This is a genomic window from Bradyrhizobium sp. I1.14.4, from assembly GCF_050435825.1.
Classification (GTDB): domain Bacteria; phylum Pseudomonadota; class Alphaproteobacteria; order Rhizobiales; family Xanthobacteraceae; genus Bradyrhizobium.
This window is the reverse complement of record NZ_JBNDLA010000005.1, coordinates 43,843-62,673: the sequence shown is the minus strand read 5'-3', so window position 1 is coordinate 62,673 and position 18,831 is coordinate 43,843. Positions and strand designations below refer to the sequence as shown.

At 65.2% G+C, this 18,831-nt stretch carries 16 protein-coding genes; 3 read left to right on the top strand and 13 right to left on the bottom strand.

Annotated features, from left to right (window positions below; genetic code table 11):
• Positions 1-16 precede the first annotated feature (16 nt).
• Both ABIB78_RS12390 and ABIB78_RS12385 read right to left on the bottom strand, forming a co-directional pair.
• Entirely contained in the window at positions 17-4,840 is a 4,824-nt protein-coding gene (locus ABIB78_RS12390; RefSeq protein ID WP_429024619.1) for an NAD-glutamate dehydrogenase, read from the bottom strand.
• 212 nt (positions 4,841-5,052) lie between these two features.
• On the bottom strand, positions 5,053-5,481 hold the full coding sequence (locus ABIB78_RS12385) for a twin-arginine translocation signal domain-containing protein (RefSeq protein WP_429024618.1): 429 nt from the start codon (positions 5,479-5,481) through the stop codon (positions 5,053-5,055).
• 594 nt (positions 5,482-6,075) lie between these two features.
• On the opposite strand from ABIB78_RS12385, the gene ABIB78_RS12380 reads away from it, so the two are divergent.
• Positions 6,076-6,327: a hypothetical protein gene (locus tag ABIB78_RS12380; protein ID WP_429024616.1), complete on the top strand. Its 252-nt coding sequence runs from the start codon at positions 6,076-6,078 to the stop codon at positions 6,325-6,327.
• Between the two features lie 319 nt (positions 6,328-6,646).
• Here the strand turns inward: ABIB78_RS12380 and ABIB78_RS12375 are convergent, their stop codons facing one another.
• A complete protein-coding gene (locus tag ABIB78_RS12375; protein WP_429024614.1) occupies positions 6,647-7,279 on the bottom strand; it encodes a TetR family transcriptional regulator in 633 nt (210 codons plus the stop codon).
• A 93-nt stretch (positions 7,280-7,372) separates the two neighbouring features.
• On the opposite strand from ABIB78_RS12375, the gene ABIB78_RS12370 reads away from it, so the two are divergent.
• Complete coding sequence (locus ABIB78_RS12370; protein ID WP_429024613.1) at positions 7,373-8,038, top strand: O-methyltransferase; 666 nt, start codon at positions 7,373-7,375, stop codon at positions 8,036-8,038.
• Between the two features lie 45 nt (positions 8,039-8,083).
• Here ABIB78_RS12370 and ABIB78_RS12365 read toward each other — a convergent pair whose 3' ends face one another.
• From ABIB78_RS12365 to ABIB78_RS12355, 3 genes are all read right to left on the bottom strand, one after another.
• The gene (locus ABIB78_RS12365) at positions 8,084-8,824 is read right to left on the bottom strand and encodes a hypothetical protein (RefSeq protein ID WP_429024611.1); all 741 of its coding nucleotides are present in this window, start codon (positions 8,822-8,824) and stop codon (positions 8,084-8,086) included.
• Between the two features lie 108 nt (positions 8,825-8,932).
• Positions 8,933-9,178 carry a hypothetical protein gene (locus ABIB78_RS12360; protein ID WP_429024609.1) on the bottom strand — a complete coding sequence of 82 codons (246 nt, stop codon included), beginning with the start codon at positions 9,176-9,178 and terminating at the stop codon, positions 8,933-8,935.
• 116 nt (positions 9,179-9,294) lie between these two features.
• A complete protein-coding gene (locus tag ABIB78_RS12355) occupies positions 9,295-10,293 on the bottom strand; it encodes an NAD(P)H-dependent flavin oxidoreductase (protein WP_429024607.1) in 999 nt (332 codons plus the stop codon).
• Positions 10,294-10,359: 66 nt separating this feature from the next.
• Between ABIB78_RS12355 and ABIB78_RS12350 the strand changes: the two genes are divergently transcribed.
• Positions 10,360-11,922: an AMP-binding protein gene (locus tag ABIB78_RS12350; protein ID WP_429024606.1), complete on the top strand. Its 1,563-nt coding sequence runs from the start codon at positions 10,360-10,362 to the stop codon at positions 11,920-11,922.
• A 184-nt stretch (positions 11,923-12,106) separates the two neighbouring features.
• Here ABIB78_RS12350 and ABIB78_RS12345 read toward each other — a convergent pair whose 3' ends face one another.
• From ABIB78_RS12345 to ABIB78_RS12315, 7 genes are all read right to left on the bottom strand, one after another.
• Positions 12,107-14,209, bottom strand: coding sequence for an ATP-binding protein (locus ABIB78_RS12345; protein ID WP_429024604.1), 2,103 nt, complete (start codon positions 14,207-14,209; stop codon positions 12,107-12,109).
• Between the two features lie 231 nt (positions 14,210-14,440).
• Positions 14,441-15,214 (bottom strand): thioesterase family protein, encoded by a 774-nt coding sequence (locus ABIB78_RS12340; protein ID WP_429024602.1) that lies wholly within the window; start codon positions 15,212-15,214, stop codon positions 14,441-14,443.
• 120 nt (positions 15,215-15,334) lie between these two features.
• Positions 15,335-16,306, bottom strand: coding sequence for an NAD(P)H-dependent flavin oxidoreductase (locus ABIB78_RS12335; RefSeq protein WP_429024600.1), 972 nt, complete (start codon positions 16,304-16,306; stop codon positions 15,335-15,337).
• Between the two features lie 182 nt (positions 16,307-16,488).
• Positions 16,489-17,046: a hypothetical protein gene (locus tag ABIB78_RS12330; protein WP_429024598.1), complete on the bottom strand. Its 558-nt coding sequence runs from the start codon at positions 17,044-17,046 to the stop codon at positions 16,489-16,491.
• Positions 17,047-17,093: 47 nt separating this feature from the next.
• Positions 17,094-17,675, bottom strand: coding sequence for a YqaA family protein (locus ABIB78_RS12325; protein ID WP_429024596.1), 582 nt, complete (start codon positions 17,673-17,675; stop codon positions 17,094-17,096).
• A 63-nt stretch (positions 17,676-17,738) separates the two neighbouring features.
• Positions 17,739-18,140: a phosphoribosyl-ATP diphosphatase gene (hisE, locus tag ABIB78_RS12320; RefSeq protein ID WP_429024594.1), complete on the bottom strand. Its 402-nt coding sequence runs from the start codon at positions 18,138-18,140 to the stop codon at positions 17,739-17,741.
• 124 nt (positions 18,141-18,264) lie between these two features.
• Positions 18,265-18,705, bottom strand: coding sequence for a hypothetical protein (locus tag ABIB78_RS12315; protein ID WP_429024592.1), 441 nt, complete (start codon positions 18,703-18,705; stop codon positions 18,265-18,267).
• Between the last annotated feature and the right edge of the window lie 126 nt (positions 18,706-18,831).

The following is an 18,831-nucleotide window of genomic DNA, read 5'->3' as shown; positions in this document are numbered from 1 at the left end:
GCCGCCTCGCACGACCTCAGGCTTTGACCAAGTCCCCGAGCAGGTTCGCCGCCACCGTCAGCTTGGCGAGCGTCAGGCCGCTGGCAGCAATTTCTTCGACCGAGCGGCGTATACGCGCCGCTTCGGGATGAGCCGCGAGCCATATCTCGACCGCTGGATGGCCGGACTGGCCGGTTGCCAGCATATCCGCGGCCAACTTTCTTTCGGCGCCACCGATCTGCTCAATGGCGCGATCGATCGCCATGCGTTCGAAATAATCGTTTGCCGGCACGCTGCGCGCGGCGGCGATGATGCGGTCGAGACGGAAATTCGCCTCGGCGGCGAAGAAGGTCGAGGCGGCGTCGCCGATGGGGCGGGTGGTACGCTCGGCAACCGTCACGATATCGGGTGCCGAGACCAGAGCGTCGAGATCGGCGAGCTCGAAGGCGAGGCCGGCCGGGACGCCGGCGTCGGCGAGTTCCTGCCGCCGCTTGCCGCGCGCCGCCTGTAGGTCCGGCGGCAGGGTGGTGTCGAGCCCGGCGACGATCTGGCGAATCGCCGGGCCGAAGCGCGCGACGACGGCCTCCAGCCCGTCCCTGAAATCGACATTACGCACGTACCAGACCATGCGCGAGAGCAGGAGGTCCTGCACTGACGCGTAGAGCGACAGCTGCACCTGCCCGTCGATGCAGGTGTCGAGTGCATCGATCGCGTCATTGAGCCACTTCAGCCCATAGCATTCATCGACCGCCACATAGGCCATGACGATGGTCGGGATATCGGCGTCGGTCTCGTCGATCAGGCGCACGACACAGGCCGGGCCGCCGCGGTTGATCACCGCATTGGCGAGACTGGTCGCGATGATCTCCCGCCGCAGGCGATGCAATTCGGCCGCTGTCGGGAATTTGTCCTGAAGCTCGCGCGGAAAATACTGCGACAGTTCGCGGGCAAGATAGGGGTCATCGGGCACGCTGGTGACGAGCAGGTCATCGTAGAGCGTCAGCTTGGCGTAGGCGAGCAGCACGGCAAGCTCGGGCCGCGCGAGGGACTGGCCGCGCCGTGTGCGCTCGGTGAGCGCTGCATCGTCGGGCAAGAACTCCACCGCGCGGCTGAGCAAGCCGCGCTGTTCTAGCGACTGCATCAGGCGAGTGAGGAAGCCGGTCTCGGCTACACCCTTGCGCTCGGCCAGCGAGAGCGCCAGCGTCTGCAGATAATTGTTGCGCAGCACCAGCGTGCCGACCGCGTCGGTCATCGCGGCGAGCAGGCTGTTGCGATCGGCGGGAATGAGACGCCCCTCGCGCTCAGGGCGCGCCAGCGCGATCTTGATATTGACCTCGACGTCGGACGTGTTCACGCCGGCGGAATTGTCGATGGCGTCGGTGTTGAGCTTGACGCCCTTCTGCGCCGCTTCAATGCGGCCGCGCTGGGTGACGCCGAGGTTGGCGCCTTCGCCGATCACCCGGGCGCGCACGTCGCCACCCGTGATGCGGATCGGATCGTTGGTGCGGTCCCCGACCTGATCGTCGCTTTCCCCGGAGGAGCGCACATAGGTGCCGATGCCGCCAAACCACAAGAGGTCTGCGCGAGCCTTCAGGATCGCCGTCATCACCTCGAACGGCGTGGCTTGCGGCTTGTCGAGATCGAGCAGAGTGCGCACTTCTGGAGCGAGCGGGATCGCCTTGAGCTGGCGCGAGAACACGCCGCCGCCCTGGGAGATCAGCGACTTGTTGTAGTCCTGCCAGCTCGATCGCGGCAGATCGAACAGCCGCTTGCGCTCAGCGATGCTGATGGCCGGATCGGGCGAAGGATCGATGAAGATGTCGCGATGATCAAAAGCAGCCACGAGCCTTGTCGCCGGTGAGAGCAGCATGCCATTGCCGAAGACGTCGCCGGACATGTCGCCCACGCCGACCGCGGTGAACGGCATGGTCTGAATGTCGGTGCCGAGCTCGCGGAAGTGGCGCTTGACCGCCTCCCAGGCGCCGCGCGCTGTGATCCCCATCTTCTTATGGTCGTAGCCCTGGCTGCCACCGGATGCGAAGGCATCGCCGAGCCAATGGTTCTTCTCGGCCGAGATTGCGTTGGCGAGGTCGGAGAAGGTGGCGGTGCCCTTGTCGGCGGCCACGACGAGGTAGGGGTCGTCGCCGTCGTGACGCACGGTGGATTCGGGCGGCACGACGATGTCGCCGTCGAGATTGTCGGTGAGCTCGAGCAGCGAGCGAACGAAGACGCGATAGGCTTCGGTGCCTTCCGCGAGCCAGGCGTCGCGACTGGAAGGCGGCGGCAGGCGCTTGGGAACGAAGCCGCCCTTGGCGCCGACCGGCACGATCACGGCGTTCTTGACCTGCTGCGCTTTCACCAGGCCGAGAATCTCGGTGCGGAAATCCTGCGGCCGATCGGACCAGCGCAAGCCACCGCGCGCAACCTTGCCGAAGCGCAGGTGAATACCTTCGACACGAGGTGAATAGACGAAGATCTCATAGAGAGGTCGTGGAGCGGGTAGATCGTCGATCCGGCGCGCCTCGAACTTGAAGGAGATCACCGGACGCGGATGTCCATCCTCGCCGATCTGCCACAGATTGGTGCGAACGGTTGCCTGCACCAGATTGGTAAAGCGGCGCACGATGCGGTCCTCATCGAGCGAGGCGACGGATTTGAGCTGTTCCTCGATCTCGGCGAGGAGGGCCGTCTCGCGCGCCGAGCGCTCGGCATCCGTCAAGGCGAGGCGCGGATCGAGGCGGGCTTGGAACAGCGCGACCAGGGTGGCAGTGATTGCGGTGTTCTTGCGCAAAGTCGCCCACATGTAATCCTGGGTGAACGGCGCGCGGATCTGGTGCAAATAGCGCGACAGCGCCCGGATGGTCGAGACTTCCCGCCAGCCCAGGGCGGTGCGCAGGATCAGGGCATTGTAACCGTCGGATTCGGCGCGATCGGCGACCACCGCCATGATCGAGGCCTCAAGGCGATGGCTGAAGTCCGGGTTGATCTCGATCGGTTCGCCGTCACTGGTCTCGATCGTCATGTCGTGCAGCCAGACCGGCTCCGGCCTGTTACCGGGCACGATTTGATAGGTGCGTTCGTTGACCACGCGCAGGCCGTGATTCTCGATCACCGGCACTCGGTATGACAACGACAGCGGTGCGGCGTCCGAAAAGACCTTCAAGCCGAGGCGGTTGGGATCGTCCCCCTCGAAGCGGTGAACCGAAATCGTTACCGGGCGGGCTGGCGTCAGCTTTTCGATGGTGGCGATATCGACGATTGCCTGCTCCGCGCTGAAAATTTCGGTGTAGCCACCGGTAAAGGCCCGGGCATAACGGTTGGTGAGCATGCGCGCCCGCATGCCGTCGGTCGACGCGGTGAGCGCAGCCTTAAGCTTGTCAGCCCAGGTCGCGGCAATGGCGCTGATCCCGGCTTCGAGCGTAGTGTGCTCGACGACGGGAGTTTTGCCTTCATAGCGCCCGATGATGAAATGGACGCGCGCAAGCGCGCCTTCAGGGAATGATACGTAGGAAGCGGACAGGGTCCCCTTGTAGGTCTGCGCCAGGAAGGCTCCGACGCGCGTGCGGACGTCGGTGTCGTATTTATCGCGCGGAATGAAGGTGAGAATGGAGACGAAGCGATCGAACTTGTCCACCCGCGCCAGCGCCCGGACGCGCGGACGCTCGTAGAGGAGCAGAATCTCGATGACGAATTTGTAGAGCGTGTCGACGTCGATCTGGAATAGCTCGTCACGCGGATAGTCTTCGAGAATATGCATCAGCGCCTTGCCGGAATGGCCGTTCGGGTCGAAGCCTGCGCGCTGCAGCACCCGGGAAACCTTGTGGCGCACATAAGGGATCTGCCGTACCGAGCGGGTATAGGCGCCCGAGGTAAAAAGGCCGACGACGCGCAACTCGCCTTCGAGCCGGCCGTCGGGCGAATAGAGCTTGATGCCCACATAATCCATCCGGATGCGGCGGTGGACGCGGCTGGAGACATTGGCCTTGAAGACGATCAGCAGGGTCGGCTCCCGCATGAACTCGCGGATTTCCGACGTCATCACCACCATTTCGGTGCCGCGGCGCAGGACCTTCACGTCGGGATCGCGCAAGATACCGAGGCCTTCGCCGGTCGTGATGCCGTCCGACGCGTCGCTGTCGGGCGAGAAGCGATATTCGCGCAAACCGAGGAACGTGAAATTGTCTGCGCAGAGCCATTGCAGGAACTGATTGGCTTCGGCGACCTCGTCGATCGGCAGGGGCGGCGGATTGGAAGAGAACGTCTTGATCGCTTCCTCGACGCGGTCGCGCATGGCGCGCCAGTCGGCGACGCAGGCGCGGACATTTCCCAACGTCGTGGCCAGACCCTCAATCAGCTTCTGGCGATCGGCATCCGCGTCTAGGCGGGTGATGTGGAGATGAATCAGGCTTTCGCGCGCGCCCTTTGCTCCCTCCGGCAGCGCTTCACCGTAGAACCGCAGCAGCTTACCCTCATCATCGCGCTCCACGGCGATGGTCGGGTGAGCGACGAGGGTGACTTCGATGCCCTGCTCGGTGAGCTCCGCCATGGTGGAATCGAACAGGAAGGGCATGTTGTCGTTGAGGATTTCGAGCACGGAAATCTCGCGCCCGTTCGGCAACGTCGGGTTGACGACGCGGATATCGGCGCTGCCCGCCGTGCGCCGCTGCACGTGTTCCCAGGCTTGCTCCGCCAGGAGGGCAAGCGAGGCGGCATCGTAATTGGTGAGATCCTCGATATTGGTGTAGCCGAACAAGGGCTCGGCAAAGGCCCGGGGGCTCTTACCCGCTGGCACGCTGCCCGCTGCATCGCGGATCAGGGTTGCGCGGGCCTTGTCGTCGCGCCACGCCATAATGTCCTCCATTTGCCGCGCCGTCCGATCGCAGGTGCGATCATCAGCTTGATTCAGGAGTGCATTTCTTCGAGTGCCGCAATCGAGTGCCCGGTCTCGAAGCTTCGACGGCTTCCGACGACAATACTACGCTCCCGGAGCGAAAGGCGCACGCTGTCGTGAGGCGCGCTAAAATTTCCTACGACGGCGTGAGGCCGAAGTCGGCGCCGACGGCCATCGAACCATTAGGGCAGGAAAATCGCGAGCAATTTCAATTGTATATGCACCGCGATCTCTTCATGTGGACAGGTGATGATCTCGGGCTTCTTGTTGCCGCCATGATTGACGACGGCCCCGTGCAACCCGCGGAAGCTCGAGGCGCAGTTCATCGCGAGGTAATCGATGTCCAGCGTCTTCAGCACGTCGACCATGAAGTCGCCGCCGCTCGAGGTTTGGTTGACCGGATCGGCCGGCGGCGGCATCGCATCGGCGGCCGCGAGCCTCGGTCCGGGCAGCACCGCCTTGGGACGCTGTTCCGGAAACGCCGACATCGCGGTGTTGGCCGCGGCCGGCGTGCCCAGCGCCGCGGCACCTGCGATCGTTGCACCTTTCAGGAAATTGCGGCGGCTGGAATCGGGCGCGCCATCGCGGTGCGAGCTGCTTCGCTTCGACATGGTGTCCTCTCCGGGAACGCGACCAGATGCCTACGAGCTCGTTGTTTGTTGATGCGAATGTCGTCCCCGATCCTGCGACCCGTCAATACACGGACGCGTCAGCGTGCAACGCCAGACGGGCTGCTCCGCGAAATCAGCATGGGATTGGAAACTGGGATTGGAAACAATGCGGTCACGCATCGTCGCGTGCGACGCGGATCGCGCGGACGGAATTAGCGCTGCGCGTGCTGCTTGAAATCGGCGCAGACCATGTCTGACGCCTTCGGCAATTTCTCAGCCACCAGACGGAATTTACCCGTCATATTTTAGCCATAGCCCGTTTCTTAAAGGCCCGGGCGGGCCATGTCCCCGCCTCTGTTTTGCGTCGTCCGGCCGATGCGGTCGCTTCGCAACCAAATCGCAGATCATCGCTGCGCCCCTCCCACAACCAGGATGGCCTGCCAACAACAAGAGGACTTTGTAATGCGTAAAACTCTGGCTGCCGTCACCGTGCTTTTGGCCTTCGCTTCATCTGCCGCCGAAGCTCGCGGCCGTCACCATCATCATCGGCACTATGCACATTCCGGTCGCCCGGCTGCGTGGTGCGGGTGGTTCATGCGCACGCAGGTCGGCGGCGATCCGGGCCCGCAATTCAATCTGGCGCGCTCCTGGGCGCGATACGGCAGCAATGCAGGCGGGCCTTCGGTCGGCACGATCGTGGTTTGGCGTCACCACGTCGGCAAGATCGTCGGTCAGCAGAACGGCCAGTGGATCGTACAGAGCGGCAACGATGGACATGCCGTGCGCACGCGGCCGCGCTCGCTGGCTGGCGCCATCGCGTTCCGCAATGCCTACGCTTCGTTTTAGGGAACCTCGACACTCCAGCTGACATGCGAGCTTGCGACGCCGAGCGATATACGAACCGTTCATAGTCGCGGCTTACGCTGCGGCAGGGTTTCGCCCTGAAGCCCTCAGACGGGCGCCGTCACCTGCGTTGACCAGGTGGCGGCGCCTTTTTCAGGAATGCACTGGGTTGCCTCGGAAACCGAAAAAAGTTGCGGCTGTTTCCAAGACTGTTTCTTGTTGGTCGGCCGCTTACGTCAGTTTTTGCAATGGCATGACTGTTTTCGCTGTCACCGGCGGCGTGCTCGGGTTTCTGTTGGTCGCCAGACACTATCTGTAAACTTCAGCGGTTTCCGAGACTCCCGAGATACGCGCAGAACATGTCGGCCATGGCATCGGCATAGCTCTCGATCTCGGCGCGCGTTCGCGGGCTCTCGGAAAAATCCTTGCCGACCGTGCTGAGCGTCGTCGTGATCAGATCGCCGGCCATCGCGCGCACGGCGCCTGAAGTCTTCGGCAATGCCTCGCGCATGAAGGCCTCGACGATGCGTTCGCCGGAGGCTCGCACTTCGCGCGCCTCCGGCGCGTCGCGATAGAGCGGCGCGGCGTCGTTGAGTGCGACGCGCACCGCGGCCTCCTCGCATTCGGAGCGGATGAAGGCGTGCACCAGCGAACGCAGCCGGTCCGGCGGCGGCCGCGCAGCGTCTTCGAGAATGTCGCGCAGCATGCCCGTGGTCTGCCGCCACTCGTCGCTCTGCAGCCGGAACAGGATCGACGCCTTGTTCGGAAAGTACTGGTACAGCGAGCCGACGCTGACGCCGGCCCTCTCGGCCACCCGCGCCGTGGTGAAACGCTGCGCCCCCTCCTTGGTCAAAACCTGAACAGCAGCATCGAGAATCGCCGCGACGAGCCCGGTCGAGCGGGCCTGTTGCGGTTGTTTTCGCGAGGAAATTGAAGAGGTTCGCCGTTCGGCCATGAATGCCTTGGGGAATGCGATTAGCGAATGCGAATAATTATTCGTATTTCTGGCGAGGCGCAAGGACGCGCCGCTTTTGGACCGGAGACCCACATGACCACCCTCACCTCACCCAAGCTCGCGGGCCTGCTCGATCGCCTGTTCGAGCAAGCTTCCGCCGCGGTGGAGGAAACCCGGCGCGCGGTGGCCGACCTTTCCGACGAGGAACAGGCGCGCCTGATGCGGAGCAAGACCGACTACCGCGCGCTCTACAACCGCCTGAACAATGTGCCCCTCGCCGTCTCGCGCGAGACCGGCGCGCTGCTCTACATGCTGGCGCGCGGCGCGCGGGCGCGGAGCATCGTCGAGTTCGGAACCTCGTTCGGCATCTCGACGCTGCATCTCGCCGCTGCGCTGCGCGACAATGGCGGCGGGCGCCTGATCACCAGCGAATTCGAATCGTCGAAGGTGACGCGTGCCCGGGACAATCTCGTCGCCGGCGGGCTCGACGACCTCGTCGAGATCCGCGAGGGCGATGCGCTCAAGACACTGCGCGCCGATCTGCCCGATACGATCGACCTCGTGCTGCTCGACGGCGCCAAGGCGCTCTATCCCGAGATCCTCGACCTCGTGGAAAGCCGCCTGAAGCCGGGCGCCTTCGTCGTCGCCGACAACGCCGATTACAGCCCTGACTATCTGGCGCGCGTGCGCTCGCCGGCGAATGGCTACATGTCGACGCCGTTCGGCAACGACGTCGAGCTGTCGATGCGGCTCGGCTGAGGCGGATGCTTGAAGGGCGCAGGTTCGGTTCAGCCGAACCTGCGCTCAGATCATCGAGGCGACCCGTTCGAGGCCAATCAGGCGCGCCAGCGAACGGACCTCGTTCTTCTGATCCTCGCGGAGCTGGAACAGCAGCGGCATCGCCGCCGACTTCAGCTGCTGGACTTCCTCGGAATCCGGATCGATCGGCACGCTGCCCGCGGCGGGATCGCCCTGGCGCCTGGCGTGGAGCTTGCGGGCGACGGCCCGCAGCGCGGTCTCGACCGGCGGCCAGTAATACTCCTGCGACGACGACAGTTTGAGCCGGTCCTTGATGCCGGCGATCTGCGCGTCGCTGAGCAGCGCATAGTTCTTTTGCGGCGCCGGCTTGGCGGCAGCCTTGGGCTTCGGCGATATGGGAGCCGTCGGGGCCGACGGCGCGAGCACGGGCTCGGCGGTCTTCGGCTGGCCGGCATAGACCGGATCGGTGACCTTCGGCAGTCCGATATCGGCGGGCTCGGCTGAGGCGTAGGCTTGGCGCGCCGTATCGGCCGCGCCCGGAATCGCGGCTTGCGCCCGCAGCAGGAGCGGCGACGGACTGGCGGGAGGTTCGGCCGGCTTGGGCGCCTCAAAGGCGGCAGCCGCGAGCACCGTGACCGCGAGCTTGTCCTGTTTGCTGGCGCGGTTGGCAACCGGGCCAATGTCAGCCTGCGCCGCCGGAAGGCTGTCACGGCCCAAAATGGCTGTTATCGCAGCGCCGGCGAGGAGGAAGCAGGTCAGCGCGGCGAGGGTGATGGCTCTGGTCAAAAACAACTCCATTGCCTGCCGGTGTCGCCGCAAACTGCGCTCCAAATGCGGCGTTAGCGTGCCATGACGGCGCCAAATAGGTGAAATCGTCCCGAAACGGCCCGAAAATCAGGCCGCGGCGTCAAGCTCATAGGCTTCCTGGATGTCCGCGACGATCTCGTGCGCCGTCCAGAGTGCGCCAGGCTGGACCGCGTGCATGCTGACCGTCCAGTTGGCGCGGCGGGTGCGCGGCGTGCTGACGATGTCGAATTCGACCTGACGGCACAGCGGATGCCGCTGCAGGGCGTAGAAGACCCGGGTCCGGAGTTCGTTGAGCGATGCCGGGGTCTTGGCAAAGAGCGCCTCAAAAGCCATGTCGCATTCCCACAACTGCCGGGCGGCCAGCCGTGGCGGCGGACCATCCCGTGACGCATAGTTGGGACTGGCATGGTTAATGCCGCGTTAAGCGAACAGGCGGGCTTTGAGCGGTATCAGGCGAGCCGTACTCGCGCGCTCGCCGCGTCGTACTCCGCGATCGTCCGGGCCACGAGATCATCGACCGCGAGCACCCCGGTCACCCCTGAGGTGGAATGACCGCCGCTCCAGATGTCGCGCCAGCGCTTCGGCCGGCTTTCGCGGGCGCCGATGTCGATGTCCTTGCCGATGTCGATCGCGCCGCGTGCCGGCAAGTCGTCGGGATCGAGACCGGCGGCCTCGATCGAGGGCCGCAGCATGTTGGTCTGCAGGCCCGTGAACGCCGTCGTGAGCAGGATGTCGTCGGCGCCAGAGTCGACCAGCATCTGCTTGTACCTCGCGTCCGCCATGCTCTCGCGCGTGGCGATGAACTTGGTGCCCATATAGGCGAGATCGCAGCCGAGCGCCTGTGCGGCGCGTAGCGCGTGACCATCGCTGATGCCGCCGGCGAGCACGATCGGGCCATCAAAGAAGCCGCGCACCGCGCGGACGAAGACGAACGGATTGAGCCAGCCGGTCTGCCCGCCGGCGCCCGCGGTAAGCAGCACGAGCCCGTCGGCGCCGGCCGCGACCGCGCGCTCGGCATGGCGGATCGAGGCGACGTCGGCGAACACCAGCGCGCCGGCGTCGTGCAAGGGCGCGAGCACCGGCGCGGGTGAGCCGACCGAGGTGATCACGAGCTCGGGCTTGTGCCGCAGCAGCACGGCGAGATCCTGCGCCAGCCGCGCATTGGAGCGGTGCACGATCAGGTTCGGGCAGATCGGCGCCGCCGTGCTGCCGCTCGCATCGGCATGCACTTGCAGGCGGCGCTCGATCTCGTCGAGCCAGGCATCGAGCTGCTCCGTCTCGCGGCAGTTCACCGTCGGAAACGAGCCGATCACACCGTTGCGGCAGGCGGCTACCACCAGCTCGACGCCGGACACCAGAAACATCGGTGCCGCGATCAGCGGCAGCCGGAGGCGATCGCGAAAACGCGCGAGAGGATCAGCCGACAAGTTGTTTCTTCCCTTCATCATTGTGTTAGCGTTGCCGCCAACATTGGCACGCAAGAGGCCAAAGACAAAGCGGGAGGAGACAACAGGATGAGCAATCCGCTCTATGCATTTCCGGCGGTGTGCGAGCAGACCTTGCGGGCGCTGGCACGCTATCCGTCGCGCACCGCCTTCGCATGGCCGGGCGGCTCGCTCAGCTATCAGGGCGCGACCGACCTGATCGGACGGATGCAGAGCGTGTTCATGCGGCTGGGCTTCGCGCCGGGCACCCGCGTCGCGCTACTCACCGCCAACCGCGCCGACAGCTGGTGCGCCGGCGTCGCCGCGCAATTGTCGCGGCTCGCGATCACCTGGCTGCATCCGCTCGGCTCGCTCGACGATCAGTTGTTCCAGATCGAGGACTCCGACGCCGCAATGCTTATCGTCGACGGCATCACGTTTTGCGATCGCGGCGGCGAGCTCGCGGCGAAAGCCGCGAGCCTGAAGACCGTGTTCACGCTCGGTCCGGCAAGCTACGGCACCGACCTGTTGCAGGTGGTCGAGGATGCCGGCAGCGCGAGCCCGAAGAACTTCGCCCGCGAGGACGACATCTCGACCCTGAACTACACCGGCGGCACGACAGGCAAATCCAAGGGCGCGCTGCGCTACCACCGCGAATATGGCGGCTTCGCCGCCGCCATCCTAGCCGACTTCGAGATTCCGGAGACGCCGCGCTACCTGACGGTGGCACCGATCAGCCATGTTGCAGGCACCAAGGTGCTGCCGACGTTGATGCGCGGCGGCACCGTGCACATGCTGAAGGGGTTCGATCCCGAGGCCGTGTTCAAGACCATCGAGCGCGAGAGGATCAACTTCACGCTGTTCGTGCCGACCATGATCTACGTGATGCTGGATCATCCAGCGCTTCCAAGGACCGACCTCTCCTCGCTCGAGCTCTTGCTCTACGGCGCATCCGCGATGTCGCCGAGCCGGCTGGTGGAGGGCATCGAGCGGATCGGCCCGGTGTTCTCGCAACTCTACGGCCAGACCGAATGCTACCCGGTCTCGGTGCTGCGCAAGGCGGACCATGATCCGAAGACGCCGGAGCTGTTCCTGTCCTGCGGCTTCCCGATCACCGCCTGCCAGGTGAAGATTCTCGATCAGGACGACCAGGAGGTCGCGACCAGCGAGCCGGGCGAGATCTGCGTCCGCGCCACGCACGTGATGGCCGAATACTGGAAGCGGCCGGACATCACGGCCGAGACGTTGAAGAGCGGCTGGCTGCACACCGGCGACATCGCCCGCATCGACGAGCGCGGCTATATGTTCATCCTCGACCGCAAGAAGGACATGATCGTCTCCGGCGGCTTCAACATCTTCCCGCGCGAGGTCGAGGACGTGCTGTCGCAGCATGCCGACGTCGCGATGGTCGCCGTGGTCGGGGTGCCCGACGACAAATGGGGCGAGGCCGTCACCGCCGTCGTGGTGGCGCGCGAGGGCGCGACGCCCGACGCCGACGAGCTGATCGGCCTGGTGAAGGCGAAGAAGGGCCCGGCGCATGCGCCGAAGCAGATCCAGTTCGTCAAGGAGCTGCCGATGACCGGCGTCGGCAAGGTCGACAAGAAGGTGCTGAAGGCCCGCTTCTGGACCGGCCGCGACCGCATGGTGGGGTGAGTGCAACTGCACGTCACCCCGCGCGAAGGCTTCACCTTAGTCGCTGGAGGAGGCGTCACAGCGGCCGTCTCGAAGGATGCACGGCCCCGACATTTCAGCGTGTCAGCGTGCGTCTCGGCCCATCGCGGCGGCAGCCGTGCCGTCGCCCTTCGAGACGCCGCTTCGCGGCTCCTCAGGATGACCGTTAAAAAGGACGGGCACCGGCACCGACAGCGTGCCGTTCGCTCGCTGCGCCCTGCCCCAGCAGCTGATCCAGCCGCTCGCGCAGCTGATCCTGGTGATAGGGCTTGGCCAGCCGCGGCAGGTCGACCTGGATGCCGTCGGGCAATTCGGCATAGCCGGTGGCGAGCAGGACAAGGAGTTGCGGCCGCACCTCGCGCGACGCCGCGGCGAGCTCGATGCCGGTCATGCCGGGCATCACGTGATCGGTCATCATCAGGTCGATCTCCTGGTCGCTCCTGAGGATATCGAGCGCCTGCTGTCCGGAATTGACGCCGATCACGCGATGACCGAGGTCCTCCAGCATCTCCATGGTCGACATCGCGATCAGCGGATCGTCATCGACCAGCAGGATCACCGCCGAGCGCCTGACCTTCTGCGCCGCAGGTACCGGGCTCTCGACCGCGGGCGCGGCGGTCGCAACCGGCAGCACCAGCGCGGCCGTGGTGCCCTTACCGACCGCGCTCGATAGCTGCAGCGCGCCACCGAGCTGCACTGCGAGCCCATGCACCATCGACAGGCCGAGCCCGGTGCCCTTGCCCACCGGCTTCGACGAGAAGAATGGCTCGATTGCCCGCTTCAACACGTCCGGCGACATGCCGCTGCCGCTGTCGATCACCGACAGTTTCAGGTAGTTGCCCGGCTGCAGCGCCGGATCGCTCTTCGGCTGCGAGGCCGCGAGACGGATCTCGATCACGCCGCCATCCGGCATCGCATCGCGCGCATTGATCGCGAGGTTGAGCACCGCAAGCTCGAGCTGGTTGGTATCGACGCAGGCCGGCGGCAGCCCCTCGGGAATGTCGAGCCGCAGCACGATGCGCGGTCCGAGCGAGCGCTCGAGCAGCTCGCTCATGTCGCGCACCAGCGCGCCGAGATCGACCGGCACCGCGCGCAGATCCTGCTGTCGCGCGAATGCCAGCAGCCGCTGTGTCAGCGAGGCGCCGCGCTCGGCGCCCTGCAGCGCGCCGTCGACCAGGCGACGCAGGCGCGGGTCCTCCGGCATCCGCTTGCGCAGCAGATCGAGATTGCCCATCACCGCCATCAGCAGATTGTTGAAGTCGTGTGCGACGCCGCCGGTGAGCTGGCCGATCGCCTCCATCTTCTGCGCATGGCGAAGCTGTTCCTGGGCCCTCTCCCGCGCGGCGACCTCCTTCATCAGGTCGGCCGTGCGCTGCTCGACCCGCTGCTCCAGCGTCGCGGTGAGTTCGGCAAGCGCCGTGCGCTCGACGGCGAGCTGCGCCAGCAGCGTCTCACGCTCGATCTCCGCGGTCTTGCGCGCGGTGATGTCGGAGCAAACCCCGACCAGCGACCGGATGCTGCCGTCGGGCCGGCGCACCGCGCGGGCGCGCACATCGACCCAGTGCTGGCTGCCGTCGGGCCAGATGTTGCGATATTCGATCCGATAGTCCGCGCCGGTGCGCAGCGTCTGCTCGACGATTTCGCTCCGGCGGGTGCGGTCGTCGGGATGCACCGCATCCAGCAGATCCTGATAGGTGAAGGGATCGCCAGGCCTGCGCCCGAAGAATGTCTTGCAGCTCGGGGACGCCTCGAGCTCGAAATCGGGCAAATGGAGTTCCAGGGCGCCGAGATGGCCCGCATTGAGCGCGGTCTGCAACAGGTCTTCGCTCTCGGTCAGATCCTCGAGGATCTGACGGGTCTGGTATTGGCGGCGGCGGCCGCGCACCGCCGCGGCGACCAGACTCACCAGCGTGGCCGGATGGAACGGGCGCTCGATGAAGGTGACATTGCCCAGCGCGCGGCCGAGCCGCGCCGCTTCGGGATTGCGCTCGGGCTCGCCCTTCTCGCTCATCAGCACGATGGGGAAATCCGACCATGACGGCTGCTCGTTCAGCCAGCGCGTCAGGCCGGCAAGATCGGCGGTCTTGATCACCTCATCCGCGATGATGGCAAGGCCCGCCCCGCTTGCGACCTGGCGCCCGAGTTCGGCGAGGCCGCCGCAGATATTGGCGTAGTAGCCGGCTTCCTTGATCAGATGGGCAGTCTTGACGGCGTCCCGCTCGCTCGCGGCAAGGATGACCGCGCGTTCCGAGGACGGGCCGGGCTTCATCACGTCTGTCCCTGCGGCGGCCGGGCGTCGACACCAACCGCCGCGACCGCACGAAGCCGCCGGATGGCCAAGGCCACGATGCCGGCGACAGGATCGATACGCATCATGAGGCCCCCTAACGGAAGCGAAACTCGCTCGTGCCGCCAACCGTTCCCACGAGCCGAAGTTATTTTGCCGTAAGGGCAGCCACTTGGGGCTGCCCTTACCCCCACGGCAGGTGAACGCCCCGTCCTAACGGCGCTCGATCACCAGGCTCTGGACTGCCCGGCCGAAATAGCCGCGCTGGTCGGCGAGCCGCGACATCGCAAGTCCGGCGCCGTCAGGCCCGATCCAGGATTCGCCGTCAAGAAGTATCCAATCGCCGACCGGCTCGCGCGCCAGGCTCACGGTGAGATCGGCGTTGATGAAGGTCCACTGGTTGAAATCGAGCGCCGGCGAGGTGCCGTTGGAGAAATCGGAGGCGACCACCGCCCGCATCGCCTGCGAGACGGCGGCGCCCGCGATCAGCGGCTGGTTGACCCGGAACCAGATCGCGCCGGGCCCCATCACGCCGAAGCGACCGCGCGCGGCTCGCATAGAGATGCATTTCACGAACGGACTGTTCGCGAGATTACCCGGCTCAGCCATACTTTCGTCGGGGCCCGGCAGATCGACCGGAAGCGCGGCGATGGCCGGCGGAAGCTCGGCCGCCTGCCGCTTGATCTTCAGCACGCTGGCCGAAACGACTAGAACGCCGTCGGCGAGCAGCGTGACGCCGCAGAGCTGGATCTTGCGGCCGTCGCGCAGGATCTCGCTCTGCACCGTCAACGGCGCCACCGGCACCGGACGCATCAGGTCGATCGTGACGCGCGCGATCCGCATCGGCACCGGCGTGGGGATGGCTTCGGCAGCCCACACCACCAGCGCGGCCGGCGCCGAGCCGTGCTGCATCCGCGGATCCCAGGGACCCGCGGCATCGGGACTGGTGACGACGCGGTCGCCGTCAACGCGAAAGATCGGCTCCATCAGAGCATGATCCGGAAAAGTGTGGAGCGGTTTTCCCCGCGACAAAACGCGAAGCGTTTGCGCGTAGATCATGCTCAAACAGAAAGCCAAAGCGCGGTGATCCATCTTGATCACCCTGCTTTAGGCAAGCGCCGGATCGACCGCTTCGTCGTACTCTTTCCTGAAGCGAGCAATCAGCTCGGCCGCAGGCACCACCTTGGAGATGCTGCCGACGCCCTGGCCGGAGCCCCAGATTTCCTTCCAGGCCTTCGGCTTGGCGCGCTCGCCCGAAGAGTCGGTGCCGAAGCTCATCTTCGAGGCATCGGAGGTCGGCAGGTTCTCCGGATCCATGCCGGCCGCGACGATCGACGGCTTCAGGTAGTTGCCGTGCACGCCGGTGAACAGGTTGGAGTAGACGATGTCTTCGGCGGACGAATTGGTGATCATGCTCTTGTAGCCCTCGACCGCGTTCGCTTCCTTCGTCGCGATGAAGGCGGAACCGACATAGGCGAAGTCGGCGCCGATAATGCGCGCGGCGCGAATGGCGCGGCCGTTGGCGATGGTGCCCGACAGCGCGATCGGCCCGTCGAACCACTGCCGCGTCTCGGACACGAACGGGAACGGCGACAGCGTACCGGCATGGCCGCCGGCCCCTGCTGCAACCAGGATCAGGCCATCGGCGCCCTTCTCGATCGCCTTGTGCGCGAACTTCTGGTTGATCACGTCGTGGAAGACGATGCCGCCCCAGCCGTGGACGGCCTGGTTGAGCTCTTCGCGCGCGCCGAGCGAGGAGATGATCATCGACACCTTGTGCTTCTCGCAAAGTGCCATGTCGTGATCGAGCCGGTTGTTCGACTTGTGCACGATCTGGTTCACCGCGAACGGCGCCGACGGCCGCTCCGGATGCGCCTTGTCATACGCGGCGAGCTCTTCCTTGATCCGGTACAGCCATTCGTCGAGCAGTTCCGGCGGGCGCGCATTCAGCGCCGGAAACGAACCGACCACGCCGGCCTTGCACTGGGCAATGACGAGGTCGGGCACGGAGATAATGAACAGCGGCGCCCCGATCACGGGAAGAGACAGGCGGCCCTTGAACAGAGCAGGCATAGACATTGGCGGCGGATCCTTAAAGCGGTTGGTCGATCGATTGATCACGAATGCTGACCGTCATACCAACAAGAATCTTTCCAGTGTCAAGTATTGCGTTATGGCGCTGCAAAAAAGATGACAAATCCTCATCCAGACGCCGTGCTTTCCGGAAGCGTCTGGCATCCCAGACGCAAGCTTCGCCGCCACTATTGGCAGACCGCCCGTGTCACGAAATTTTCCGTCTTGCAGTCATTCGGGCCGCGTTTGTGACCCGGCAAATAGACCAGCGGCGAGCATTTCTCGGAGGAGTCGGTGTCGATGCCCTTGCCTTCCCTGAATCCCTTGCTCCGGCACAGCCGGTCGGCGCCGATCTTGCAGTCCGGCGCGCCGTTCGAGGCCACCACGCAGGCCGCGCGCCCGGTCACGACGGTCGAGGGACGCGCGATGTTGGAGAGGTCGTTCATGGTCTCGCCGGGGCTCTTCAGCGGCGGCAGCATGGTCTTCGACTTCTCGAACAGCTTGCCGATTTCGTTGATCAGCCCGGGGTCCTCGCGCTCGACCGGAGCAGGCGGCAATTCGATCTGCTGCGGCTGAGACGGGGCTGGCTGCGGCTGCTGCGCGGGGGACTGCACGCCGAGCGCGGGCGGCGCGGTCTGGGCCCAGCCGCGGTCGAGGGTCGCCAGCGTCATCGACAGCGCAAGGCCCGCCAGTGCAACGCGTGCCTTTGCGGCAGGAATAAACAGATCCTCGATTCCATCAGCCATCGCGGCGAGCGTAGCCCGAAGCCGCCCGCAGGCAAAGCCGCAAGGAGTTAGATCAGCTTGAATGCGACAACGAAGCCCAGCACCAGCACGATCGCGCCGATCGCGACCCACAGGCCGAGCCGCTTCTCGAGCTCGGCGCGGATGAAATCGCCATAGCGGTTGAGCAGCACCGCGACGAAGAAGAAGCGGCCGCCGCGCGCGATGATCGAGCACAGAACGAACAGCCAGATGTTGTAGCCGGCAAAGCCCGAGGTGATGGTCACGAGCTTGTAGGGGATCGGCGTCAGCCCCTTCACCAGGATGATTACGGCGCCCCACTCGGCATACGAGGCGCGGAACGCGTCGACCTTGCCGGAAAGGCCGTAGAGATGGATCAGCCACTGCCCAAGCGAGTCGTAGAGCAGCGCGCCGATCGCGTAGCCGAGCACGCCGCCGGTCACGGACGCGACGGTGCAGACGGCCGCGAACCACCAGGCCCGCTTCGGCCGCGCCAGCGACATCGGCAGCAGCATGATGTCGGGAGGGATCGGGAAGAAGGAGCTCTCGGCGAAGGCGACGGCCGCGAGAATCCAGAGTGCGTAGGGCTTGTCGGCCGCATCGACGCACCAGTTGTAAATCCGTTTCAACATGGGCGCGATGAACCATCATGGAGCGGATTTGTCCATGCCGGGAATGGGTTGATTTGAGGTGATTTATGGCTGCCGTTTGCGCAGCCGGTTCTCCAGCGCGACAATTCGACGCCGGACCACCGGGACCGGCGCGGTCTTAGAGACCTTGACCGGCGACTTCGGCAGCTTCTCGGCGATCCCGAGCAGCCGCTCGCGCCGCCCCATCTCGCGCCAGACATCCTCCGGCTTCACGCCGGCCGACGCCCAGAGAACCGTGAGATTGTAGAGCAGGTCCGCGCTCTCCCGGACCACAGCATCCGGCTTGCCGCTGATGGCATCGATCACGACCTCGACCGCTTCCTCGGCGAGCTTCTTGGCCATCTTGGCCGGCCCGCGCTGGAACAACCGTGCCGTGCGCGACGTAGCCGGATCAAGATCCTTGGCCGCGATCACCGCCTGGTAAAGCCGTTCGATCGAATCACTCATCCTTCGAGCCTAGTCGAAACGCGTCGCCAGCGTGTTAACGGCGCAATCGACGACAAAAAATCCACCGGCCTTGCAGCCGGTGGATTCGGTACTTTGTGACAGTTCCGAGAACCGCCGACGGGTGTCAGTACGGTTGATAAGGTAGTTGCGAGCGGCGCCCGTAATAGCCGCGATAATCATAATACGGTCCGCCGCCATAGTAGACCGGGCCGCCACCATAATAGGCGGGACCACCGTAGTAGCCCGGGCCGCCATAGTAGCCGTAGGAATCGTAATAGTCGCGGCGGCTCTGGGCTGCGGCGATCGCGAGACCCGTGCCGACGATCCCGGCGAACACGGCCGCAGCAGCCGCACCACCGCCGCCACCACGATAGTAACGACGGCGCGCGCTGATGTCGGTCGCGCCGCTCGTGCCGTGCGATGTGGTCACAGTCGCCGCCTTGCCGGCCGGAGCAGAGCCTGCGAACGCCAACGTCGGCTCAACGGCTGTCAACGCCACTGCGGCAACCGTTGCCAATGTGGCTGCGCGGCCAACAGACGAAAAAATACCTTTTCGCGCAAACATTGCAGTCATCCTTTGTGGAAGCCGGCCCGACGGGCCATGGTCAGCTAACCACCACCTCTAGGTTAGGTTCCCCAAACCGAATGCAAGCTGAACAACCTGAGGTGAAATCGTGGCAAATCAGACCTG